At 68.2% G+C, this 21750-nt stretch carries 20 protein-coding genes; 6 read left to right on the forward strand and 14 right to left on the reverse strand.

All coding sequences use genetic code 11. From position 1 onward, the window contains the following. Positions 1-3: 3 nt before the first annotated feature. The 4 genes from CNE_RS02170 to CNE_RS02185 are packed head-to-tail and all read right to left on the reverse strand — an operon-like array spanning position 4 to position 3801. The gene (locus tag CNE_RS02170; protein WP_013955509.1) at positions 4-1167 is read right to left on the reverse strand and encodes an ABC transporter permease; all 1164 of its coding nucleotides are present in this window, start codon (positions 1165-1167) and stop codon (positions 4-6) included. After that, positions 1164-2132 carry an ABC transporter ATP-binding protein gene (locus CNE_RS02175; protein WP_013955510.1) on the reverse strand — a complete coding sequence of 323 codons (969 nt, stop codon included), beginning with the start codon at positions 2130-2132 and terminating at the stop codon, positions 1164-1166. Before CNE_RS02175 ends, CNE_RS02170 begins: the two co-directional genes overlap by 4 nt. Next, positions 2129-3109 (reverse strand): HlyD family secretion protein, encoded by a 981-nt coding sequence (locus CNE_RS02180; protein ID WP_013955511.1) that lies wholly within the window; start codon positions 3107-3109, stop codon positions 2129-2131. The genes CNE_RS02175 and CNE_RS02180 overlap by 4 nt, the downstream gene beginning before the upstream one ends. After that, complete coding sequence (locus CNE_RS02185; protein WP_013955512.1) at positions 3106-3801, reverse strand: TetR/AcrR family transcriptional regulator; 696 nt, start codon at positions 3799-3801, stop codon at positions 3106-3108. The genes CNE_RS02180 and CNE_RS02185 overlap by 4 nt, the downstream gene beginning before the upstream one ends. Positions 3802-4080: 279 nt before the next feature. On the opposite strand from CNE_RS02185, the gene CNE_RS02190 reads away from it, so the two are divergent. Then, the gene (locus CNE_RS02190) at positions 4081-5361 is read left to right on the forward strand and encodes a carbohydrate porin (protein WP_041227727.1); all 1281 of its coding nucleotides are present in this window, start codon (positions 4081-4083) and stop codon (positions 5359-5361) included. Positions 5362-5376: 15 nt separating this feature from the next. On the opposite strand, the gene queF is transcribed toward CNE_RS02190, so the two are convergent. Further along, positions 5377-6210, reverse strand: a complete 834-nt coding sequence (queF, locus tag CNE_RS02195; protein ID WP_013955514.1) for an NADPH-dependent 7-cyano-7-deazaguanine reductase QueF — start codon at positions 6208-6210, stop codon at positions 5377-5379. Between the two features lie 17 nt (positions 6211-6227). Then, positions 6228-7766: a threonine ammonia-lyase, biosynthetic gene (ilvA, locus tag CNE_RS02200; RefSeq protein ID WP_013955515.1), complete on the reverse strand. Its 1539-nt coding sequence runs from the start codon at positions 7764-7766 to the stop codon at positions 6228-6230. A 308-nt stretch (positions 7767-8074) separates the two neighbouring features. Here ilvA and otsB point away from each other — a divergent pair, with 308 nt between their 5' ends. From otsB to CNE_RS02220, 4 genes are read left to right on the forward strand one after another with little or no spacing between them, the layout of a single operon-like run. Further along, positions 8075-8875, forward strand: coding sequence for a trehalose-phosphatase (gene otsB / locus CNE_RS02205; protein WP_013955517.1), 801 nt, complete (start codon positions 8075-8077; stop codon positions 8873-8875). 13 nt (positions 8876-8888) lie between these two features. Then, a complete protein-coding gene (locus CNE_RS02210) occupies positions 8889-10754 on the forward strand; it encodes a glycoside hydrolase family 15 protein (RefSeq protein ID WP_013955518.1) in 1866 nt (621 codons plus the stop codon). Positions 10755-10805: 51 nt separating this feature from the next. Continuing rightward, complete coding sequence (otsA, locus tag CNE_RS02215; RefSeq protein WP_013955519.1) at positions 10806-12197, forward strand: alpha,alpha-trehalose-phosphate synthase (UDP-forming); 1392 nt, start codon at positions 10806-10808, stop codon at positions 12195-12197. Between the two features lie 35 nt (positions 12198-12232). Then, a complete protein-coding gene (locus CNE_RS02220) occupies positions 12233-12577 on the forward strand; it encodes a 4a-hydroxytetrahydrobiopterin dehydratase (RefSeq protein ID WP_013955520.1) in 345 nt (114 codons plus the stop codon). 12 nt (positions 12578-12589) lie between these two features. On the opposite strand, the gene CNE_RS02225 is transcribed toward CNE_RS02220, so the two are convergent. From CNE_RS02225 to CNE_RS02260, 8 genes are all read right to left on the reverse strand, one after another. After that, entirely contained in the window at positions 12590-13195 is a 606-nt protein-coding gene (locus tag CNE_RS02225; protein ID WP_013955521.1) for a nucleotidyltransferase family protein, read from the reverse strand. 22 nt (positions 13196-13217) lie between these two features. Next, a complete protein-coding gene (locus CNE_RS02230; RefSeq protein WP_013955522.1) occupies positions 13218-14255 on the reverse strand; it encodes an XdhC family protein in 1038 nt (345 codons plus the stop codon). Then, positions 14228-14785 (reverse strand): CoxG family protein, encoded by a 558-nt coding sequence (locus CNE_RS02235; RefSeq protein ID WP_013955523.1) that lies wholly within the window; start codon positions 14783-14785, stop codon positions 14228-14230. The genes CNE_RS02230 and CNE_RS02235 overlap by 28 nt, the downstream gene beginning before the upstream one ends. Further along, positions 14776-16032: a vWA domain-containing protein gene (locus tag CNE_RS02240; protein ID WP_013955524.1), complete on the reverse strand. Its 1257-nt coding sequence runs from the start codon at positions 16030-16032 to the stop codon at positions 14776-14778. The genes CNE_RS02235 and CNE_RS02240 overlap by 10 nt, the downstream gene beginning before the upstream one ends. Positions 16033-16034: 2 nt before the next feature. Beyond that, positions 16035-16931, reverse strand: a complete 897-nt coding sequence (locus tag CNE_RS02245) for an AAA family ATPase (protein ID WP_013955525.1) — start codon at positions 16929-16931, stop codon at positions 16035-16037. Positions 16932-17124: 193 nt separating this feature from the next. Further along, complete coding sequence (locus tag CNE_RS02250; RefSeq protein ID WP_013955526.1) at positions 17125-17925, reverse strand: FAD binding domain-containing protein; 801 nt, start codon at positions 17923-17925, stop codon at positions 17125-17127. A gap of 27 nt (positions 17926-17952) precedes the next feature. Further along, on the reverse strand, positions 17953-20328 hold the full coding sequence (locus CNE_RS02255) for a xanthine dehydrogenase family protein molybdopterin-binding subunit (RefSeq protein WP_013955527.1): 2376 nt from the start codon (positions 20326-20328) through the stop codon (positions 17953-17955). 12 nt (positions 20329-20340) lie between these two features. Then, entirely contained in the window at positions 20341-20829 is a 489-nt protein-coding gene (locus CNE_RS02260) for a (2Fe-2S)-binding protein (protein WP_013955528.1), read from the reverse strand. Between the two features lie 336 nt (positions 20830-21165). On the opposite strand from CNE_RS02260, the gene CNE_RS02265 reads away from it, so the two are divergent. After that, entirely contained in the window at positions 21166-21744 is a 579-nt protein-coding gene (locus CNE_RS02265; protein ID WP_013955529.1) for a YqaA family protein, read from the forward strand. Positions 21745-21750: the final 6 nt, after the last annotated feature.

Raw genomic sequence — 21750 nt, forward strand, 5'->3', positions numbered from 1 at the left:
CCTTCAATCCAGCGTGCGGCGGTAGAAGCGCACCGCGATCGCCATCACCACCACGATGAACAGCGCCATCGGCCACACATTGGGCCATAGCTCGACCCAGCCGTTGCCCTTGAGCAGGATGCCGCGCACCATGCGGTGGAAATACGTCATCGGCAGGATGTTGCCGATGGCCTGCGCCCAGCCCGGCATGCCGGCGAACGGGAACATGAAGCCGGACAGCAGGATGTTGGGCAGGAAGTAGAAGAAGGTCAGCTGCATCGCCTGCAACTGGTTCTGCGCCAGCGACGACAGCGTGATGCCCACCGTCAGGTTGGCCGCGATAAACAGCAGCGCCGCCAGGTACACCGCCAGCACCGAGCCGACGAACGGCACGCTGAAGATCCAGCGCGCGGCCAGCAGCACGATGGTCGACTGGATCAGGCCGATGAAGATATAGGGCACGATCTTGCCGGTCATCACCTCGAGCGGCCGCACCGGCGTGGCCAGCAGGTTCTCCATGGTGCCGCGCTCGCGTTCGCGCGTCATGGCCAGGCCGGTCATCATCACCATGGTCATCGTCAGGATCACGCCCATCAGGCCGGGAATAATGTTGTATTGCGTGATGCCTTCGGGGTTGTAGAGCCGCTGCACCTGCACGTCGAAAGGCGGCTTGCCGCCGGCAAGCGGCGCCAGTGGTCCCTTCAGGTCATGCGTGGCCACGCGGTAGGGCAGCTGGGGCAGCGCGGCGATGGCCTGGCCGGTGGCGGAGGGATCGGTGGCATCGGCTTCGACCAGCAGCGCGGGCCGTTCGCCGCGCAGCAGCCGGCGCGTGAAGTCGGGCGGGATGGTCAGCACGAACTGCACCTCGCCCTTCATCAGCGCCTCGCGCCCGGCCTGTTCGTCGGGCAGCGTGCCGACCAGCTTGAAGTAGGTCGATTGCTCCATGCTGGCGATAAAGGAGCGCGTGAATTCGCTCTGGTCGGCGGCAATCACGGCGGTTGGCAGGTGGCGCGGATCGGTGTTGATGGCAAAGCCGAACAGCAGCAGCTGCATGATCGGCAGCCCGATGATCATGCCGAAGGTGACGCGGTCGCGCCGCAGCTGCAGGAACTCCTTGAGCACGATGCTCCACCAGCGCTGCAGCGAGAAGCGCTGTTGCGCGGCCGGTTTGCGGGCGGCGGCTGTCATGACGCCTCCCTGGCCTTGCGGGCCGCCATATTGTCTTCGGCCCCGCTCATCATGTGGATGAACACGTCTTCCAGGCTGGTCTGGGTTTGCTCGACGCGCCGGCCCGGTCCGGCCAGCCGCGCGAGCGTATCGGCCAGCGCCTGCGCATCGCGCCCGGTCACATGCAGTGCGGTGCCGAAGGCCACGGTCTGCTCCACGCCCGGCGCACCCTGCAGTTGCTCCGACAGCGCGGCGAGGTCGTCGCCTTCCACGCTCCAGGTCGACAGATTCTGGCTGGCCACCACTTCATCGGCGGTGCCCTGCGCCAGCAGCTTGCCGTAGGCGATATAGGCCAGCTTGTGGCAGCGCTCGGCCTCGTCCATGTAGTGCGTGCTGACCAGCACCGAGATGCCGCGCGCGGCCAGCTGGTGCAGCTGCTCCCAGAAGTCGCGCCGGGCCTTGGGGTCCACGCCCGCGGTGGGTTCATCCAGCAGCAGCAGCTCGGGCTCGTGCAGCAGGCAGGCCGCCAGCGCCAGCCGCTGCTTCCAGCCGCCCGACAGCGCGCCGGCCAGCTGCGCCGAGCGCGTGGCCAGGCCCAGGTGTTCCAGTGCGCGGTCGACCGCCTCGCGCCGGTTCGGCATGCCGTAGACGCGCGCGACGAAGTCCAGGTTCTCGCGGATCGACAGGTCGTCCCAGTAGGAGAACTTCTGCGTCATGTAGCCGACGCGGCGCTTGATCTCGTCGGACTCGCTCCGGATGTCGTAGCCCAGGCAGGTGCCCGTGCCGGAATCGGGCGTCAGCAGGCCGCACATCATGCGGATCGAGGTGGTTTTGCCGCTGCCGTTGGGGCCGAGGAAGCCGAAGATCTCGCCGCGCGCGACCTGCATGCTCAGGTCGTTGACCACGTGCTTGTCGCCGAAGTGCTTGTTCAGACCGCGCACGTCGATGGCGAGCCCGGCCGCGCCGCCGTTGATTGTCGTGTTCATTGCCGTACCACTTCAACGGGCTGGCCCGGCCGCAGCTTGGGCGCATCGGCAGCCGCTGGGCGCGCTTCGACCAGGAACACCAGCTTGCGCCGGGTCTCGTTGCTGTAGATCACCGGCGGCGTGTATTCGGCCTCGTTGGCGACGTAGCTGATGGTGGCCGCCACCGGCGCGGCGCAGCCGTCGCAGCGCACCTGCACCGCCTGGCCGTTGCGCAGCGCGCCCACCACCGTCTCCGGCACATAGAAGCGCACCTTGACGTTGCCCGGCGGCAGCATGCGCACCACGGGGCTGCCCGCCGGCACCCACTCGCCGAGGCGGTAGGGCGTGTCGTAGACCAGCCCCGCCTGGGTCGTGGCCACGGTCTTGCGCGACAGCTTCCACTCGGCCTGCGCCAGCGCCGCGCGCGCGGCGGCCACCTGCGCGGCCTGCGCGGCTTGCTGCGCATCCCGGCCCGGCAGCCGGGCCACGTCGATATCGCGCTGCAGTTCGCGCACACGTGCGGCGTCGCTGTTGGCCTGCGCGCGCGATTCGTCCAGCTGCGCCTGCGCGATGCCGCCGATCTCATACTGGCGCTGGTCGCGCCGCAAGGCCGCGGCACTGCGCTGCGCCTGGGCCTGTGCCTGCGCCAGCTGGGCACGGCTGACCTCGACTTCGACCGGGCGCTTGCCGGTCTTCATGTCTTGCAGCTGGGCCTCGGCCGCGCGCAACTGGTCTTCGGCCTGCTGGCGCGCGGCGCGCTCGTCGTCGGATTCGAGGGCAAACAGCGCGGCGCCCTGGCCGACCTGCTGGCCGCGCTGCACCGACAGCGTGTCGAGGCGCCCGGCGAAGGGCGAGGCCACGCTGACGAATTCGCCTTCGACATAGCCTTGCCAGGTGTCGGCGCGTTCACGGCTGCAGGCGGCGACCAGCAGCACCGCCGCGAGCGTGGCAAGCACCGCTGCCGGCAGTTGCGGGCGGGTGGAGTGGGCGGGGTTCATGATGACTCCGGAGAAAGCCTGGACTTGCCGGCGTCGGGCGCCGGTGCCAGCCCGTGCGTCAGCAGCGCGGATACGTGGCGCACCAGCGTGTCGGTATCAACCGCTTCGCCGCCGGGCAGCCTGCGCCAGATATGGGTGGTGGCCAGCGGCAGCAGCGTCAGGCCGATCAGCGACGGCATCACCAGCGCCGGCTCCAGGCCGCTATTGAGCTGCCCGCGCGCGATCGCGGCCGCCAGCGGCGCGCTCAGTGCGCCGGCGCGCTGCAGCGCGAAGCGGTCCAGCACGCGCTCGCGCAGGGCGCCGTCGGCGCTGGCGACTTCACGGATCCACAGCCCGGGAAACCAGGGCGTGGCGGCCGCGGTGCGGATCAGCTGGCCGGCAATGCCGATCAGCATGGCCATCGGCTCGGCATCCCCGGCGGCAGCGAAGACGCTGGCCACCAGCGGCTGCAGCTTTTCCTCGACCACGGCGTCCAGCAGCAATTCGCGGTCGCTGAAGTAGTAATGGACCAGCGCTGGCGTCACGCCGGCCTGGGTGGCAATCGCCTTGACCGCGGTGCCGGCCACGCCCTGGCGCGAGAACAGGTCGGTGGCCGCATCGAGGATGCGTTCGCGCTGGCCGGGCTGGCCGGCTGCAGGACGCCCGGGGCTGCGGCGGGGGGAAGGTTTCGGTTTGGCGGGCGGGCGCGGCATGGGCAAACGGATGCAAGCGGTCTCCAGTGAATATTAATTTTTGCGTTAATTAATTCAAGGGCGGTTACAACGTCGGCCTTCCGGCACACCCTTTGGCAGGTAGACATGTCATGGGCGCTTGGCTATGCTGCGGGCGCCGGAGCGCGCCGTCTCCGGCACTTCTTTTGCTGACCTCCTCTGCCGATGCCGTTTCCGCCACTTGCCACCGCTCCCGTTCGTCGAGCGCTCCGTTTTCGCCGTGTGCTGGCGGCGCTGGCCTGTTGTGCGTGCCTGCCAGCGATGGCGCAGCAAGCGGAGCCGGTGCAAGGCCTGGCTGAAGCGGAAAGCCCGTTCGCCTTTCACGGCCAGAGCACCTACATCTGGCAGCGCAAGCCATCATTCGGCGCGGCATACTCCGGCCCCAATAGCCTGGGTACCGAACGGGCCAAGAGCTACTCGTTCAGCGCGACGCTGGATCTGGGACTGAAGCTGTGGCAAGGCGCGGAGTTCCACTTCAACCCGGAAGTCACGCAAGGCGTGCCGTTTTCCGGCCTGCACGGCCTGGGCGGCTTGTCCAACGGTGAACTGGGCAAGGCCGCCAGCACCAACCCGGTGTTCTACCGCGCGCGCGCCTTCGTGCGGCAGACCTGGGGCCTGGGCGGCGGCAGCGAAGCGCTGGAAGCGGATTTCAACCAGTTTGCGCGCACCGTCGACCAGCAGCGCGTGGTGCTGACGGCGGGCAACTTCGGCGTACTGGATGTCTTCGACCAGAACGAGTTCGGCTCGGACCCGCGCACGCAATTCATGAACTGGTCGTTCATGACGCATGGCGCCTTCGACTATCCGGCCGATGCGCGCGGCTATAGCTGGGGCCTGTCGCTGGAATATATCGGCGACGGCTGGTCGGCGCGCATCGGGCGCTTCCTGCAGCCGCTGGAATCCAACGGGCTGCAGCTCGACACCCGCATGTTCGAGCACTACGGCGACATCATCGAAGTGGAGAAGCGCTACCAGTTGGCCGGCCGGCCCGGCACCGCGCGGCTGCTGTGGTTCCGCAACAAGGCGCGCATGGGCGCGTTCAGCGATGCCATCGGCTTCGGCATGGCCAATAACAGCACACCGGACGTCGCCGACGTGCGGCGCGAGCACGCCAAGAGCGGTGTGGGCGTGACACTGGTGCAGCAGGTCACCGATTCACTGGGGATATTCGCGCGCGCCAGCCTGTCCGACGACAAGACCGAGACCTACGCCTTCACGGAGATCGGCCGCCAGGTGTCGGCGGGCGGCGTGCTGAAGGGCGATGCGTGGGGACGGGCGCGCGATGCGCTGGGCGTGGCGGTGGCGATCAACATGCTGGGCCCAAACCACCGCAACTACCTGGCCGCGGGCGGGCTGGGCGCGTTCCTGGGCGACGGTGCGCTGCGCTACGGGCCCGAGCAGATCCTGGAGATCTACTACAGCTTCCAGCCGGTGAAGTACCTGAGCATCAGCCCGGACTTCCAGTACGTGCGCAACCCCGGCTACAACCGCGACCGCGGCCCGGTCAAGTTCTACGGGGTACGGTTTCACGGGGAGTTCTGATCCTCCCCGCCTGCCTCACTGCCGCGCGTTGCGCTTGTTGTCCGGCCACGCCGTATTGAAGTTGGTGCGGAACGGGTTGATATCGAGCCCGCCGCGGCGCGTATAGCGCGCATACACCGCCAGCTTGACCGGCTTGCACTCGCGCATCACGTCCATGAAGATCCGCTCCACGCACTGTTCGTGGAACTCGTTGTGGTTGCGAAACGAGATCAGGTACTTGAGCAGCCCTTCCTGGTTGATCGGCGCACCCACGTAGCGGATCTGCACGCTGCCCCAGTCCGGCTGGCCGGTGACCAGGCAGTTGGACTTGAGCAGGTGCGACACCAGCGTTTCTTCCACCGGGGTTTCTTCCTGGTCCGCGCTGAGCAGCTCAGGCGCGGGCTCATACCGGTCCACCTCGATATCGAGCCGGTCCAGCAGCAGGCCGTCGAGCTCACCCATCTTCTGCTTGCCCAGGTCCGCTTCGGTTACCAGCCGCACCTGCACGGTGCCGCCGGTGGCTTCGGACAGGTCGTGGTGCAGCAGCTGCTGCAGCGCCTCGGGTGAAGCAATTTTGGTCTGGTTGAACGAGTTAAGGTACAGCTTGAACGACTTGGACTCGATGATATTGGGCGTGTCCGACGGGATGATGAAGCTGGCCAGCGCCACCTGCGGCTTGCCCTTCAGGTTCAGCCACGACAGCTCGTACGCATTCCAGATATCGACGCCGAAGAACGGCACCGGCTTGCCTTCGGGCAGGCCGATCTCGGTGCGCTTGGGCTGACGCGGGATCGGAAAAAGCAGCGAGGCGTCGTATTCGGTCTTGTAGGCCGAAGGCTTGCCCAGCGGCGAGTGTTCAGGGAGGCTCATGGGGCGCTCAGCAGGTGTCAGGACAGGAACAGCTTGTACACCGGGTTGTCGGTCTCGTCCCAGTGTATGTAACCCAGCGTTGAAAGGAAGGCGCGGAAGGCGCGCTTCTCGTTCTTCGGCACCTGGATGCCGACCAGGATGTTGGAGGTATCCGCACCCTGGTTGCGGTAGTGGAACAGGCTGATATTCCAGTTCGGGCTCATGCTGGACAGGAACCGCATCAGCGCGCCCGGGCGCTCCGGGAACTCGAAGCGGAACAGCAGCTCGTCATGCGCCAGCGCCGAGCGCCCGCCCACCATGTAGCGGATATGCTGCTTGGCCAGTTCGTTGTTGGACAGGTCCAGCGTGTCGAAGCCGTGCTTGCGGAAGCTGGCGGCGATCTTGTCGTTCTCGGCGCGGCTGGCGATCTGCACGCCGACGAAGATATGCGCCATGCTGGTGTCGGCGATGCGGTAGTTGAACTCGGTCACGCTGCGCGTGCCGACCAGCTCGCAGAAGCGCTTGAAGCTGCCGCGCTCTTCCGGGATGGTCACGGCGAACACGGCTTCGCGCGCCTCGCCCACCTCGGCGCGCTCGGCGACAAAGCGCAGGCGGTCGAAGTTCATGTTGGCGCCGCAGGCGATCGCCACCAGGTGCTGGCCCTTGAGCTTCTCGCGCTCGGCATAGGCCTTCAGGCCCGCCACGGCCAGCGCGCCGGCCGGCTCCAGGATGCTGCGGGTGTCCTGGAACACGTCCTTCAGGCCCGCGCAGATGGCGTCGGTATCCACCAGGATGATGTCGTCGACCAGCTCGCGCGTGATGCGGAAGGTCTCCTTGCCGACCAGCTTGACCGCGGTGCCGTCAGAGAACAGCCCCACTTCCTTCAGCTCGACGCGCTTGCCGGCGTCGACCGAGCGCTTCATCGCGTCAGAGTCCACCGTCTGCACGCCGATCACCTTGATCTCGGGGCGCACCGCCTTGATGTACGAGGCGATGCCAGAGATCAGTCCGCCGCCGCCGATGGCGACGAACACGGCATGGATCGGGCCCGGGTGCTGGCGCAGGATCTCCATGGCGATGGTGCCCTGGCCGGCGATGACCTCGGGATCGTCGAACGGGTGGATGAAGGTCAGCTTGTGCTTCTTCTCCAGCTCCGCGGCATAGTTGTAGGCGTCGCTGTAGGACTCGCCGTGCAGCACGATTTCCACCCACTGGCCGCCGCGTTCGCGCACGGCGTCGATCTTCACCTGCGGCGTGGTGACCGGCATGGCGATGATGGCCTTGCATTGCAGGCGCGCCGCGGACAGCGCCACTCCCTGCGCGTGGTTGCCGGCCGAGGCGGCGATCACGCCGCGCCTGAGTTCTTCCGGCGTCAGCGAGGCCATCTTGTTGTATGCGCCGCGCAGCTTGAAGGAGAAGACCGGCTGGGTGTCCTCGCGCTTGAACCAGACCGCATTGCCGGTGCGCGCCGACAATTGATGCGCGTAGGTCAGTTCGGTCTCCTGCGCCACGTCGTAGACCTTGGCGGTCAGGATCTTCTTGAGGTAGTCGGGTCTGGCGGCGGACATGCGGGTCATGGTCTCGGGCGGGCCGTGGGGCGGCGCAAAAAAAGGCGGAAATTCTGGCGGAAACCGTCAATGATAAAGGATGGCGGCGACTTCCACCCTGCCCGGGCGGGCCCCCGCCGCCCGGGCAGGGCGGCCCGTGCCGCGCGGAGGGCGCTTCTCGTGTGGATGACGATGCACTCGCGAGGGCGCGGCGAGCCAGGGCGCAGTGGGGCCGCGGACGCTTGGCCCGGACTTGCGTCGGGGCGGGGTTGCGTGGGCGCCATGTAGGACGGCGCCCGGTGGACGCCGGTCAAAACGACGTGTTACGGTGTAACGCGATGCCACAACTACCGCTAATCGAACCCAATACCGCCCTGTTTCTCGACTTCGACGGCACCCTGGCCGACCTGGCCCCGCGCCCGGAACTGGTGCAGGTCGAACCCGAACTGGTCGGCACGCTGCACACGCTATTCGAGCGTCTGAACGGCGCGCTGGCTGTCATCTCCGGGCGTCCGATCTCTGAACTCGACCACTTCCTGCAGCCCCTGCGGCTGCCGGCCGCCGGCGTGCACGGTGCTGAATTCCGCACCGACGGCGGCATGGTATCCAAGACTTCCGCCCCCGGCCTGGAACCGCTGATCCCCCACCTGGAAGCGCTGGTGCGCGCCTATCCCGCCCTGCGGCTGGAGCGCAAGTCCGTTGCCGTCGCCATCCACTACCGCCAGGCGCCTGAACTGGCCGGCGTGGTCGATGCCGCGGTCACCGAAGTGCTGCGCCATGCTGTCGGACTGGAGGCGCTGCCCGGCAAGATGGTGGTCGAGATCAAGCCGGCCGGCGTCGACAAGGGCGACGCCATCGCCGCATTCATGAAATCTGCGCCCTTCGCCGAGCGCGTGCCGCTCTTTGCCGGCGACGACCTGACCGACGAGCCAGGTTTTGCCGCCGTGCGCAAGCTTGGCGGGCTGGGCGTGCTGGTGGGCCAGCGCGAGACCGTGGCCAGCGTCAGCGTGTCCGGGCCGGCCGCGCTGCGCAGCTGGCTGCACCGCTCGGCCCGCGCGCTGGAAGGCGCCGGCGGCCAGCCGCGCGCCGTGCCGAATGAGGCCGAGCCAGGCCCGGCCCGGCGCACAACGACATCCTGAGGGAGGTATCGCTGTGACCAATCCGAGCAGCCCGAGCGAACCGGGCCAGCCGCCGACCGAAGGCGTGCACAAGACCGTGGACGGCGGCAGCCGCTTTGCCAATCCGTCGCTGTCGCTTGGCATGATCGGCAACTGCGCCATCTCTGCGCTGGTGGACTGCCGCGCGCGCATTGTCTGGTCGTGCCTGCCGCGCTTTGACGGCGACCCGGTGTTCAACGCCCTGCTCGACCCGAGCGAGAACGCCGGCCATTTCTCGATCGAGATCGAGAACTTCCAGTCGTCGCGGCAATGGTACGAGCCCAATACCGCGGTGCTGCGCACGCGGCTGACGGACAGCCATGGCAACTGTCTGGAAATCACCGACTTTGCGCCGCGCTTCTTCCGGCTGGGGCGATATTTCCGCCCGACCGCGCTGGTCCGGCGCATCCGCCCGGTGCGCGGCGCGCCGCGCGTGCGCGTGGTGGTGGCGCCGCGCTTCGAATGGGGCCGCAAGGCGCCGGAGATGACGCGCGGCAGCAGCCATGTGCGCTTTATCGGCGACGACATGACCCTGCGCATGACCACCGACGCGCCGATGGCTTACGTGCTGTCGCACACGCCGTTCCTGGTCACGCGCGGCTACAACTTTATCCTGGGCCCGGACGAGACCCTCGCGCACGGCGTGGAAGAAACCGCGCGCGACTTCGAGCAGGAAACCACCGCCTACTGGCGCCTGTGGAGCCGCCGCCTAGCGGTGCCGTGCGAATGGCAGGACGCGGTGATCCGCGCGGCCATCACGTTGAAGATGTCGCTGTTCGAAGAGACCGGCGCCATCGTCGCGGCGATGACCACCAGCATCCCCGAGGCGCCGGGCAGCGGCCGCAACTGGGACTACCGCTTCTGCTGGCTGCGCGACGCCTTCTTCGTGGTGCGCGCGCTCAACAGCCTGTCCGAGGTCGGCACCATGGAGGACTACCTGCGCTGGCTGTCCAACGTGGTGATGCAATCGCAGGACGGGCACATCCAGCCGCTGTACGGCATCGGCCTGGAGCGCGAGTTGCCTGAAAGCATGCTCGACCATCTGCCCGGCTACCGCGGCATGGGCCCGGTGCGCGTGGGCAATCAGGCGCAGGAGCACTTCCAGCACGACGTCTACGGCAACGTGGTGCTGGGCGCGGCCCAGGCCTTCCATGACCACCGGCTGCTGCACCGCGGCGGCCCCGCTGAATTCCGCCGGCTGGAAGAGGTGGGCGAACAGGCGGTGAAAGTGTTCGGCACCCCCGACGCCGGCATGTGGGAGCTGCGCACGCGGGCGCGCGTGCATACGTCGTCGGCGCTGATGAGCTGGGCCGCCTGCGACCGCCTGGCCAAGGTTGCGGACAAGCTGCAGCTGCAGGCGCGCGGCGCCTACTGGCACGACCATGCCGACCGCATGAAGGAGCGCATTTTGGCCGAATCCTGGAGCGAAGAGCGCCAGGCCTTTGCCGAGAGCTTCGGCGGGCGCGAGCTGGATGCCAGCGTGCTGCTGATGGCCGAAGTCAATTTCATCGAGCCGCGCGATCCGCGCTTCATCGCCACCGTCAAGGCGCTGGAGGCATCGCTGTGCGACGGCCCCTATATGCGCCGCTACGAGGCGCCCGACGATTTCGGCAAGCCCGAGACCGCGTTCAATATCTGCACGTTCTGGCGCATCGATGCTCTTGCGCGCATCGGCCGGCGCGAAGAAGCGCGCGAGATCTTCGAATCGATGCTGGCCGCGCGCAATCCGCTGGGGCTGCTGTCCGAGGATACCCATCCGGTGACCGGCGAGATGTGGGGCAATTTCCCGCAGACGTACTCGATGGTCGGGCTGATCAATGGCGCGATGCGGCTGTCGGCGCCGTGGGACACGGTGATCTGAACCGCCCACGGCATCCACGGCATCCAGAACAGAGGACTCCAAGAACAACATATGCCAAGACTTGTAGCGGTATCCAACCGGGTCGCCGATCCCCGCAACGTGGCGGCGGGCGGCCTCGCCGTGGCGCTATCCGAAGCCCTGCGCCAGACTGGCGGCATGTGGTTCGGCTGGAGCGGCAAGGCGCTGGAAACCGCCCAGGGCGGCACGCCGGGTGAAGGCGACCTGCACCTGCAGCAGGCCGGCAACGTGACGCTGGCCACCGTCGACCTGAGCCGCGAGGACCACGACGCCTACTATCTGGGCTACAGCAATGGCGTGCTGTGGCCGGTGTTCCACTACCGGCTGGACCTGGCGGATTTCGACTCCAACTTCCTGAATGGATACCGGCGCGTGAACCAGCTGTTCGCGCGCAAGCTGGCGCCGCTGCTGCAGCCCGACGACATCATCTGGATCCATGACTACCACCTGATCCCGCTGGCCTCAGAGCTGCGCGCCATCGGCTGCGGGCAGAAGATCGGCTTCTTCCTGCATGTGCCGCTGCCGCCGCCGCTGATTCTGGCCGCCATCCCGCAGCACGAGTGGCTGATGCGCGCACTGTTTGCCTACGACCTGCTCGGCTTCCAGAGCCATGCGGATGTCGAGCACTTCTCGCGCTACGTGCAGGCCGAAGCGCAGGCCGAGCCCATGGGCGAGCACCGCTACCGCGCCTTCCACCGCACGGTGCGGGCGCAGGCCTTCCCGATCGGCATCGACGTCGACGAGTTCATGGAGCTGGGCCGCGGCGCGGATGCGCAGGAAACCTACGAGATGATGTGCGCGCAGTACGCGCGCCGCCGGCTGCTGCTGGGCATCGACCGGCTCGACTATTCCAAGGGCCTGCCGCAGCGGCTCAAGGCGTTCTACCGGCTGCTGGCCGAGTATCCCGAGAACCGCTCGAGCGCGACGCTGGTGCAGATCGCTGCCCCGTCGCGTGAGTCGGTGGATGCCTACGTCGACCTGCGCCGCGAGATGGAGCAGCTGAGCGGCGCCATCAACGGCGAGTTCGGTGAGCTGGACTGGATGCCGGTGCGCTATATCCACCGCACCACCGCGCGCAAGCGGCTGCCCGGCCTGTGCCGCGCCAGCCGCGTGGCGCTGGTGACGCCGCTGCGCGACGGCATGAACCTGGTGGCCAAGGAGTTCATCGCCGCGCAGGACCCGGAGGACCCGGGCGTGCTGGTGCTGTCGCGCTTTGCCGGCGCCGCCGAGCAGCTGCGCGAGGCGCTGCTGGTCAATCCGTACGACACGCGCGCCACCGCGCAGGCGATCCAGCAGGCGCTGCACATGCCGCTGGCCGAGCGCCAGCAGCGGCACCAGAAACTGCTGGAGCGCATCCGCGCGCAGGATGTGCACTGGTGGAGCAGCGAGTTCCTGCGCGCACTGACTGAGACCGAAGGGGCCTGAGGCGCGGGCTGTTCTTCCGGTCGGGGAGCATGACCATGAGCGAAGACCTGGCAGCGCAATCGTGCACGCCTTGCCGTGGCGGCGTGCCGCCGTTGACGCCGGCTGAGGCCGAGGATTTACTGCAGCAGGCGCCGGGGTGGGAGCTGGTCGATAGCGCGACGCGGCTCGAACGGCGTTTCACCTTCGGCAATTTCGCGCAGGCGCTGGCGTTCGTGAACGGCGTCGGGCAGCTGGCCGAGGCGCAGGGGCATCATCCGGAGATCAGCTTTGGCTGGGGGCATGCCACGGTGTCGTGGCGGACCAAGAAGATCAAGGGGTTGCACCGGAATGATTTCATCATGGCGGTGAAGACGAGCGAGTTGGCGGAGGGGATCGGGTGAGGTTCGTGGGGGTCACTTCAAATCCCCAGGCGTATCAATATCGCGAAACGCCCCTTCATCCTCTGTCAGGATCCGCGTCACAGGCTTGTCCTTCAGCAACGCCCGCGCGCCCTCATCTCCGTCCAGCTTCAGCAATTCCTCACGCCAGGCTGCGCCAAAACCCACCGGATGCCCACGTTGCCCGTTGCGCCAAGGGGCGGCGATGGTATCCGGCGTGGTGATCGTCAACGCCACCGCCCGGATCAGTTCCATCGGCAGCCAGGGCATATCCGCCAGCGCTACCACCCAGCCGCGCGCTTCGGGCGTGGCTGCCACGGCGGCACGCAGGGCTGCGCCCATGCCGGCTTCGGCGTCGGCCGACTCCACCACGCGGCAGCCGCCGCGGCGCAGTTCCTCCGCCAGTGCCGGGTTGCCCGGGCGAATGACGGCGATCGATTCCGGCAGCGCCGCGGCCAGCGTGCGCGCGCTGCGCCAGGCCACGGAGCGGCCGCCGGGCAGCACCTCCAGCAGCTTGTTGCGTTTGCCGGCGGCGTCGAAGCGGCGGCCGAAGCCTGCGGCCAGCAGGATGCCGGTGGGCAGGTCGGTGCGGAGCAGGGGAGCGTTGGGGGCGGCAGTCATGGCGGGCGCACTCGCGAAGTCGTCAGGTGGGGTCAGGCGCGACGTCGCAGCTGCTGCCGGTGCTGGCAGCCATCTCGCGCGCGGCCTTGGCGCCTTCCACCTGCAGGATGTCGGGCAGCGATACGTGGTTCCTGGCCGCGATCACCTCGGCCAGGATCGAGATGGCGATCTCGGGCGGCGTGCGGCTGCCGATGTAGATGCCCACGGGGCCATGCAGCCGCGCCAGCTGCAGCTCGGTCAGGTCGAATTCCTTGAGGCGTTCGCGGCGCGCCTGGTTGTTGCGGCGCGAACCCAGCGCGCCCACATAGAAGGCCTTGGTGCGCAGCGCTTCCATCAGCGCCAGGTCGTCCAGCTTGGGGTCGTGCGTGAGCGCGATCACGGCGCAGCGCTCGTCCAGCTTCATGTCAGTGACGGTGTCGTCCGGCATGGTGCGCACCATGGTCACGCCGGGGATGTCCCAGGTCTCTGTGTATTCCTCGCGCGGGTCGCACACGGTGACCTGGAAGCCCAGGCCCACGGCGATCTGGCACAGGTACTTTGACAGCTGCCCGGCGCCGATCACCAGCATGCGGTAGCGCGGGCCGTGGATGGTCAGCAGGGTCTTGCCGTCGAACACCAGGCCGTCGGTGGCGTTGGCCGGGCCCAGCGTGGCGGTGCCGGTGGCCATGTCGAGCGTGCGCGCGACCAGGCGGCCATTTTCCACGGCGTCGAGCAGCTCGGCGATGCCGCTGGCCGGGGTCAGCGGTTCGGTGACCAGCTCGATGGTGCCGCCGCATGGCAGCCCGAAGCGGTGGGCTTCCTCGGCGCTGATACCGTACTTGATCGCTTCCGGGTGGTCGGCGGTGATGCCTTGCCGGCGCACGCGGTCGATGATGTCATCCTCGATGCAGCCGCCCGAGACCGAGCCCACCACCAGGCCGTCGTCGCGCACGGCCAGCATCGCGCCTTCGGGCCGGGGCGACGAGCCCCAGGTCCGCACTACCGTGACCAGCAGCACGCGATGGCCTTGCTGCTGCCACTGCACGCTGTTCTTCAGGACTTCGAGATCCACGCTGTCCATGATCGTTTCCGCTTCGGTTCCTCTGTTGGTTCATTGTCGCCGGCGGCTGCGGCGGGGGCGCCCTCGGCCGCTGGCGTGTCGTCGGTGGCGTCAGGGGTGACGGCCTCGGTGAAGCGCGCAAAGAAGGTATCTGCCATCTTGCGTGCCGCGGCGTCCACCAGCCGCGAGCCGATCTGTGCGATCTTGCCCCCCACGTGGGCGTTGACGGTGTAGGTCAGCACGGTCTCGTCACCGTCTGGTTCCAGCCGGACCTGGGCGCTGCCCTTGCCGAAGCCCGCCGCGCCGCCCTGGCCATCGAAACGGATGGTGTAGCTGTCGGGGGCCTGGATGTCTTCCAGTGCCATGCGGCCCTTGAAGCGCGCCTTGACCGGGCCTACTGCGGCCGTCAGGGCCAGCTGGTAGGCGTTGTCGCCGTCGGGCTCGATACTCTCACATCCCGGGATGCATTGCTTGAGCAGCTCGGTGTCGTTGAGCGCTTCCCATGCCACCTGCTGCGGGACCGGCAGGCGCTGGCTCTGGTTCATTTCCATGGCGGGGCTTCCTTGTTGTGCCTGGCGAGGGCAGGGGTGGCGGCCCGGGGCGGGCCGCCATGGTCGGACAGCAGCGTCTCGAGCGCCAGCAGGCTGTCCAGGTTATGGGCCGGGCGCAGTGCGTCCACGTGCGGCAGGATGGCTTGCACGCCACGCGCCTGCGGGGTGAAGCCGGGGTAGCGCAGCAGCGGGTTGAGCCAGACGATGCGGTGCGCAAAGCGGCGCAGCCGTGCCATTTCGTCGCCGAGCAGGTCGATGTGCTCGTGGTCCAGGCCGTCGGTGACCAGCAGCACGGTGGCGCGCCCGGACAGCGTGCGCCGCGCCCAGTGGCGGTTGAAGCTGGCCAGCGCGGCGCCGATGCGGGTGCCGCCGGCCCAGTCGCGCACCTGGCCGGTGATCAGCGCGACGGCCTCGTCCGGGTCGCGTTCGCGCAGCGAGCGGGTGATGTTGGTCAGTCGCGTGCCGAACAGGAACACCGACAGCCGCTCGCGCGACTGCATCAGCGCATGGCAGAAGTACAGCACCGCGCGCGAGTACTGGCTCATCGAGCCGGAGATGTCGAGCAGCAGCACCACCGGGGGCTTGCGCTCGGCGTGCTTGCGGAATTTCCAGCGCAGCCACTCGCCATGCTGGCGCACCGCCAAGCGCGCGCTGGCGCGCAGGTCGGCATGGGTGCCGCAGGTGGCTGCGCGCAGGCGGCGGGTGCGCTGCAGTGCGAGATGGGCGCGGCGCGTGCGCACCAGGTGCTGCAGCGCGCGCCACTCCTGCGCGGTCAGGGTTTCAAAGTCGCGCTGCGCCAGGCGTTCCTGGTCGGAGAAGGTCAGCGGCACGTGGATGCGCTCGGCTTCGGTTTGCGCGGGCCGCGATGGCGTTTCGGGCTGGCGCGCGGCCAGGGCATCGGCCAGCCGGTTGCTGCGTTTGGGCGGCGGCGCGCCGCTGTCGACGCGCGGCAGCAGCAGCGCGCGCAGCTTGCCTTCCCAATCGGGATCGCGCCAGAACAGGTCGAAGGCGGCATCGAACAGCGGGCGCTGGTCGGGGCCGGACAGCACCAGCGCCGCCAGCGCGGCGCGCACCTCGTCGCGCTGGCCGATATCGACATGGCGCAGCGCCTGCAGCGCATCGACCGCATGGGCCGGCGACAGCGCGAAGCCGCCGTCGCGCAACAGCCGCATGAAGTGCGTGACGTTGCGCGCCAGCACCGGCAGGGCCGGTGCGGCAGGCCGTACAGCGGCGTGCAGCGTGGCCATCTTCAGCCTCCCGGCGTGGCACCCGCCAGCAGCTCGGCCACGGTGGGGCCGTCCACGCGCGCCAAGTCGTCCTGGTACTTGAGCAGCACGCCCAGCGTGTCGCGCACGGACTGCGGATCGAGCTCGGTCGCGCCCAGCGCGGAGAGCGCGCGGCACCAGTCGATGGCCTCGGCGATGCCCGGCGCCTTGAACAGGTCGATGCCGCGCAGCCGGTGGATAAAGTCGATGGCCTGGGCCTGCAGCGCCGCGGCGGCCTCGGGGGCGCGCGCGGCCACGATCTGCAGTTCGCGGTCGCGCTCCGGGTAGCCCATCCACTGGTACAGGCAGCGGCGCTTGAGGGCGTCGTGGACTTCGCGGGTGCGGTTGGAGGTGATCACGATCAGCGGCGGACGCTCGGCCCGGATCACGCCGATTTCGGGGATCGACACCTGGAATTCGGACAGCACCTCCAGCAGGAAGGCTTCGAAGGGTTCGTCGGCGCGGTCGATCTCGTCGATCAGCAGCACGCGCGGGACGTCCGGTGCGGCAGGGTCGGGCAGCAGTGATTCCAGCAGCGGGCGCTTGAGCAGGTAGTCGTCGTGGTACAGCGACTGCGCCTCGGGACGTTCGCCGCGTGCCTCGGCCAGGCGCAGCGCCATGATCTGGCGCGGGTAGTCCCATTCGTACAGCGCGCTGGCGGCGTCCAGCCCTTCATAGCATTGCAGCCGCAGCAGCCGTGTGCCGAGCACGCCCGCCATCGCATGCGCCATGGCGGTCTTGCCGACGCCGGGCTCGCCTTCCAGGAACAGCGGCCGCTGCATGCGGATGGCGAGATAGAGCACCGTGGCGGTCTCGCGGTCGGCGAAGTATTGCTGGCGTTCCAGCTGGGCGATGGTGTCGTCGATGGAGGTGGGAAGCATGAGATTCTTTCTGTGCCGGCATGCCTCGCACGCCGACGGTTTGCTCCCCTCTCCCGCACGGCGGGAGGGGCGGGGGAGAGGGCAGGAGGTTCGCGCGCGATAACGCTTGATTCAAGCGCCGGCCCTCTCCCCCGACCCCTCTCCCGCGGTGGCGGGAGAGGGGAGACCACAATGGGGAGAGGTAAAACTCGCGCTACCCCTTCGCCGCCGCCTCCACCGCCCGCGCCGCCAGCACCGGGATCAGATGCGCCCGGTACTCCGCCGACGCATGCAGGTCGGCGTTCAGCTTCGACGCATCGACCTTCACCCCACGCGCCGCCTGCGCGGTGAAGCTGGCCGACAGCGCCTGCTCCAGCGGCTGGCAGCGGAACACGCTGTCGGCCGCGCCTGTCACCGCCACGCGCACCGTGTTGCCGGTGCGCGCCACCATCACGCCCACCAGCGCAAAGCGCGAGGCCGGGTTGCGGAACTTGGCGTAGGCAGCCTGCTCCGGGATCGGGAAGCGCACCGCGGTGATCAGCTCGTCCGGTTCCAGGGCGGTTTCATAGAGGCCCTTGAAGAAGTCGTCGGCGGCGATGGTGCGGCGGTCGGTGACCACGGTCGCTCCCAGCCCCAGCACACCCGCGGGGTAGTCGGCAGCGGGATCGTCATTGGCGAGCGCGCCACCGATGGTGCCCATGGCGCGCACCTGGCGGTCGCCGATGCCGCCGGCCAGTGCCGCCAGCGCCGGGATGCGCTGGCGCACCTCGGCATGCTCGGCCACATCGGCATGGCGCGCGGCGCCGCCGACCACGATCTCATTGCCGTCGACGCGGATGTCGGCCATGCCGGGAATGCGCGCCACGTCCACCAGCACGGAGGGCGCGGCCAGCCGCAGTTTCATCGCGGCCAGCAGACTCTGGCCGCCGCCGAGGAACTTGGCTTCGGGATCGGCCTTTAGCGTGGCCACGGCCGCCTTGGCATCCGCGGCGCGTTCAAAATTGAAGGCGTACATGTCGGTTTCCTTTGCGGTGTGCGTGGGTCACGGCCGGGCGGCCTGGATGGCCTGCCAGACCCGGTGCGGCGTGGCGGGCATTTGGATGTCCTTCACGCCCAGCGGGCTGAGCGCATCCACCAGCGCGTTGATGAACGCCGGCGGCGAGCCGATCGCGCCGGCTTCGCCGCAGCCCTTCACGCCCAGTGGGTTGTGGGTGCAGGGCGTGCCGGTGGCGGTCTCGACGGTGAAGTCGGGCAGGTCGCCGGCGCGCGCCATGGCGTAGTCCATGTACGAGCCGGTCAGCAACTGGCCGCTGTCGTTGTCGTAGATGCACTGCTCCAGCATGGCCTGGCCCAGCCCCTGGCCGATGCCGCCATGGACCTGGCCTTCGACGATCATCGGGTTGATGATGTTGCCGAAGTCGTCCACCGCGGTGAACTTGACCACCTGCGACTCGCCCGTATCGGGATCGACCTCCACCTCGCACACATAGGCGCCGGACGGGTAGGTGAAGTTGGTCGGGTCGTAGAACGCGTTTTCGTTCAGGCCCGGCTCCAGCTTGTCGAGCGGATAGTTGTGCGGCACGTAGGCGGACAGCGCGACCTCGCCGAAGGTCTTGGTGCGGTCGGTGCCGGCCACGCGGAACACGCCGTTGCTGAACTCGATGTCGGTGTCGGCGGCTTCCAGCAGGTGCGCGGCGATCTTCTTGGCCTTGGCCTCGATCTTGTCGAGCGCCTTGACGATGGCCGAGCCGCCCACCGCCAGCGAGCGCGAGCCATAGGTGCCCATGCCGAACGGCACCCGGCCGGTGTCCCCGTGCACGATCTCGACCTGGTCCAGCTGCAGCCCGAGCCGGTCGGCGACCACCTGCGCGAAGGTGGTCTCGTGCCCCTGGCCATGGCTGTGCGAGCCGGTGAACACGGTCACGGTGCCGGTCGGGTGCACGCGGATCTCGCCCACCTCGAACAGCCCCGCGCGCGCGCCCAGCGCGCCGGCGATATTCGACGGCGCCAGCCCGCAGGCCTCGATATAGCAGGAATAGCCCAGGCCGCGCAGCTTGCCGCGCTGCTTCGCTTCGTCGCGCCGGGCCGGGAAGCCCTTGACGTCGGCCAGCTCCTGCGCGCGCGCCAGGCACGGCTCGTAGTCGCCGGTGTCGTAGGTCAGGCCCACCGGCGTGGCGTACGGGAACTGGCGGATGAAGTTCTTGCGGCGCAGCTCGGCCGGGTCGATCTTCAGCTCGTGCGCGGCGGTTTCGACCAGGCGCTCGACCACATAGGTGGCCTCGGGCCGGCCGGCGCCGCGGTAGGCATCCACCGGCGCGGTGTTGGTGAAGACCGACTGCACTTCGGCGTAGATCGCGGGCGTGGCGTACTGGCCCGCCAGCAGCGTTGCATACAGGATGGTCGGAACGCTGCTGGCGAAGGTCGACAGGTAGGCGCCCATATTGGCGGTGGTATGCACCCGCATCGCCAGGAACTTGCCGTCGGCGTCGAGCGCCAGCTCGGCCCTGGTCACATGGTCGCGGCCGTGCGCATCGGTTAGGAAGGACTCGGAGCGGTCCGCGGTCCACTTGACCGGGCGGCCGATCTTCTTCGAAGCCCAGGTCAGCGCCACGTCTTCCGGGTACAGGAAGATCTTGGAGCCGAAGCCGCCGCCCACGTCCGGCGCGATGATGCGCAGGCGCGATTCGGGCAGCCCCAGCACGAACGCGCCCATCAGCAGGCGTTCGACGTGCGGGTTCTGGTTGGCCACGTAGACCGTATAGCTGTCGTCCTGGCGCGTATAGCTGGCGTTGACCGCGCGCGGCTCGATCGCGTTGGGAATCAACCGGTTGTTGACGATGTCCAGCGTGGTCACGTGGGCGGCCTTGGCAAAGGCGGCGTCGGTGGCGGACTTGTCGCCGTGGCCCCAGGTGTAGCAGGTGTTGGCGGGCACGTCGTCATGCACCAGGGTGGACGCCTTGGCGGCATCGGCAGCGCTGACCACGGCGGGCAGCTCTTCATAGTCGACGTCGATCTTCTCGGCGGCGTCGCGCGCCTGCTGCAGGGTCTCGGCGATGACCAGCGCGACCTGGTCGCCGACGTGGCGGACCTTGTCGTGGGCAATCACCGGGTGCGGCGGCTCCTTCATCGGCGAGCCGTCGATGCTGTGGATCAGCCAGCCGCAGGGCAGGCCGCCGACCTTGTCGGCCGCCAGTTCGTCGCCGGTCAGCACGGCGATCACGCCGGGCGCCGCCAGCGCCTCGGTCTTGTCGATCGAGCGGATGCGCGCATGCGCGTGCGGCGAGCGCAGGAAGTACGCGTAGCTTTGCTGCGGCAGCACGATGTCGTCGGTGTACTGGCCGTTGCCGGTCAGGAAGCGATAGTCTTCCTTGCGCTTGACCGGCGCGCCTACCAGGCGCTGGCTTTCGGGTGCGTTCATGGCCGTTCCCCCTTATTCCGCGCTGGCGGCGGTGCCCTGCATGGCCGCCTGGCCTTGCTGCACTGCGCGCACGATGTTGTGGTAGCCCGTGCAGCGGCACAGGTTGCCTTCCAGGTGCGCGCGGATGGTGGCGGCGTCGGCGCCGGGGTGTTCCTGCACCAGCGCGGTGGCGCTCATCACCATGCCGGGCGTGCAGAAGCCGCATTGCAGGCCGTGGCATTCGCGGAAGGCTTCCTGCATCGGGTGTAGCGTGCCGGGAGCGGCGAGGCCCTCAATGGTGGTCACGGCGGCGCCGTCGGCCTGGACCGCGAGGATATTGCACGACTTGACCGCCCGGCCATCCAGGTGGACCGTGCAGGCGCCGCACTGCGCGGTGTCGCAGCCGACGTGGGTGCCGGTCAGGCGCAGCTGTTCGCGCAGGAACTGGACCAGGAGGGTGTTGGGTTCTACCTGCGCGTCAACGGACTTGCCGTTGACCGTCAGGCGGATCGGAATCGCCATGCTTGTCTCCATGTGGGGTGGACGCGCATGACCAATTGCCCGAAATCCCGAACAAACTGCGTGGGACTGGCCACGACGCGGTACTGCCGCTTAAGACGGCTATAGGACGGCTAATTCGTGATATTGGTGCTGCCGCTACAACTGCTGTAGGTGCGCCAGCGCACGCGGCGAGCGGCTTCAATGCTGGCGCGAATGCTGCGGCCGGCGAACGATTGGCCACAACAGGCTCTAACAGTTAATCACAAATCGTGGGGCGCTGCCATGTGGTTTGCCCGCGCCCCGTTCGGGGCACAGCAGCTAGAATGAGCAGCGCCCACTGGCACCCGCCACGCTTACATGGAAGCCTTCTTCGACTGGCTGTTTGAAACCATTGCCCTGCCCAAGGTGGGCCTGCCCGCGATCTTTGTGGTCAGCCTTATCTCGGCCACGCTGCTGCCGCTGGGCTCGGAGCCGGCGGTGTTCGGCTACGTCAAGCTCAACCCGCATATGTTCTGGCCGGCGATCCTGGTGGCCACGCTCGGCAACACGGTCGGCGGTGCCATCGACTGGTGGCTGGGCTATGCCGCCAAGCTGGCACTGGTGCGCTACCACAAGCGGCGCCGGGCGCGTGAGCACGACCTTGAGCACCTGGAGCACCGCAAACATATGCGCAAGCCGCCCAAGCCCAAGCTCGATGCGCGCTACTTCCGGTGGATGCGCCGGCTCGGGCCGCCCACGCTGCTGTTCTCCTGGCTGCCCGGCATAGGTGATCCGTTGTGCACTTTGGCCGGCTGGCTGCGCCTCTCGTTCTGGCCCAGCCTGGCCTGGATGGCGGTCGGCAAGTTCATCCGCTACCTGTTCATGACCGCCAGCCTGCTGTGGATCCCGGACAGCTTTTGGCACAACATTGCGCAAATGTGGAAGGCCTGGTTCTGATCCGGT

Origin of the sequence: Cupriavidus necator N-1, assembly GCF_000219215.1 — a bacterium.
Classification (GTDB): Bacteria; Pseudomonadota; Gammaproteobacteria; order Burkholderiales; family Burkholderiaceae; genus Cupriavidus; species Cupriavidus necator.

What these genes read in the sequence shown, in the direction of transcription:
- CNE_RS02170 (WP_013955509.1), bottom strand. Translation starts at nt 1,167, where the DNA reads ATGACAGCCGCCGCCCGCAAACCGGCCGCGCAACAGCGCTTCTCGCTG.
- CNE_RS02240 (WP_013955524.1), bottom strand. Translation starts at nt 16,032, where the DNA reads ATGGCCACGCTGCACGCCGCTGTACGGCCTGCCGCACCGGCCCTGCCG.
- CNE_RS02260 (WP_013955528.1), bottom strand. Translation starts at nt 20,829, where the DNA reads ATGGCGATTCCGATCCGCCTGACGGTCAACGGCAAGTCCGTTGACGCG.
- CNE_RS02175 (WP_013955510.1), bottom strand. Translation starts at nt 2,132, where the DNA reads ATGAACACGACAATCAACGGCGGCGCGGCCGGGCTCGCCATCGACGTG.
- CNE_RS02250 (WP_013955526.1), bottom strand. Translation starts at nt 17,925, where the DNA reads ATGTACGCCTTCAATTTTGAACGCGCCGCGGATGCCAAGGCGGCCGTG.
- CNE_RS02265 (WP_013955529.1), top strand. Translation starts at nt 21,166, where the DNA reads ATGGAAGCCTTCTTCGACTGGCTGTTTGAAACCATTGCCCTGCCCAAG.
- CNE_RS02190 (WP_041227727.1), top strand. Translation starts at nt 4,081, where the DNA reads ATGGCGCAGCAAGCGGAGCCGGTGCAAGGCCTGGCTGAAGCGGAAAGC.
- CNE_RS02180 (WP_013955511.1), bottom strand. Translation starts at nt 3,109, where the DNA reads ATGAACCCCGCCCACTCCACCCGCCCGCAACTGCCGGCAGCGGTGCTT.
- otsA (WP_013955519.1), top strand. Translation starts at nt 10,806, where the DNA reads ATGCCAAGACTTGTAGCGGTATCCAACCGGGTCGCCGATCCCCGCAAC.
- CNE_RS02255 (WP_013955527.1), bottom strand. Translation starts at nt 20,328, where the DNA reads ATGAACGCACCCGAAAGCCAGCGCCTGGTAGGCGCGCCGGTCAAGCGC.
- CNE_RS02230 (WP_013955522.1), bottom strand. Translation starts at nt 14,255, where the DNA reads ATGGACAGCGTGGATCTCGAAGTCCTGAAGAACAGCGTGCAGTGGCAG.
- CNE_RS02235 (WP_013955523.1), bottom strand. Translation starts at nt 14,785, where the DNA reads ATGGAAATGAACCAGAGCCAGCGCCTGCCGGTCCCGCAGCAGGTGGCA.
- CNE_RS02185 (WP_013955512.1), bottom strand. Translation starts at nt 3,801, where the DNA reads ATGCCGCGCCCGCCCGCCAAACCGAAACCTTCCCCCCGCCGCAGCCCC.
- queF (WP_013955514.1), bottom strand. Translation starts at nt 6,210, where the DNA reads ATGAGCCTCCCTGAACACTCGCCGCTGGGCAAGCCTTCGGCCTACAAG.
- CNE_RS02225 (WP_013955521.1), bottom strand. Translation starts at nt 13,195, where the DNA reads ATGACTGCCGCCCCCAACGCTCCCCTGCTCCGCACCGACCTGCCCACC.
- ilvA (WP_013955515.1), bottom strand. Translation starts at nt 7,766, where the DNA reads ATGACCCGCATGTCCGCCGCCAGACCCGACTACCTCAAGAAGATCCTG.
- CNE_RS02220 (WP_013955520.1), top strand. Translation starts at nt 12,233, where the DNA reads ATGAGCGAAGACCTGGCAGCGCAATCGTGCACGCCTTGCCGTGGCGGC.
- otsB (WP_013955517.1), top strand. Translation starts at nt 8,075, where the DNA reads ATGCCACAACTACCGCTAATCGAACCCAATACCGCCCTGTTTCTCGAC.
- CNE_RS02245 (WP_013955525.1), bottom strand. Translation starts at nt 16,931, where the DNA reads ATGCTTCCCACCTCCATCGACGACACCATCGCCCAGCTGGAACGCCAG.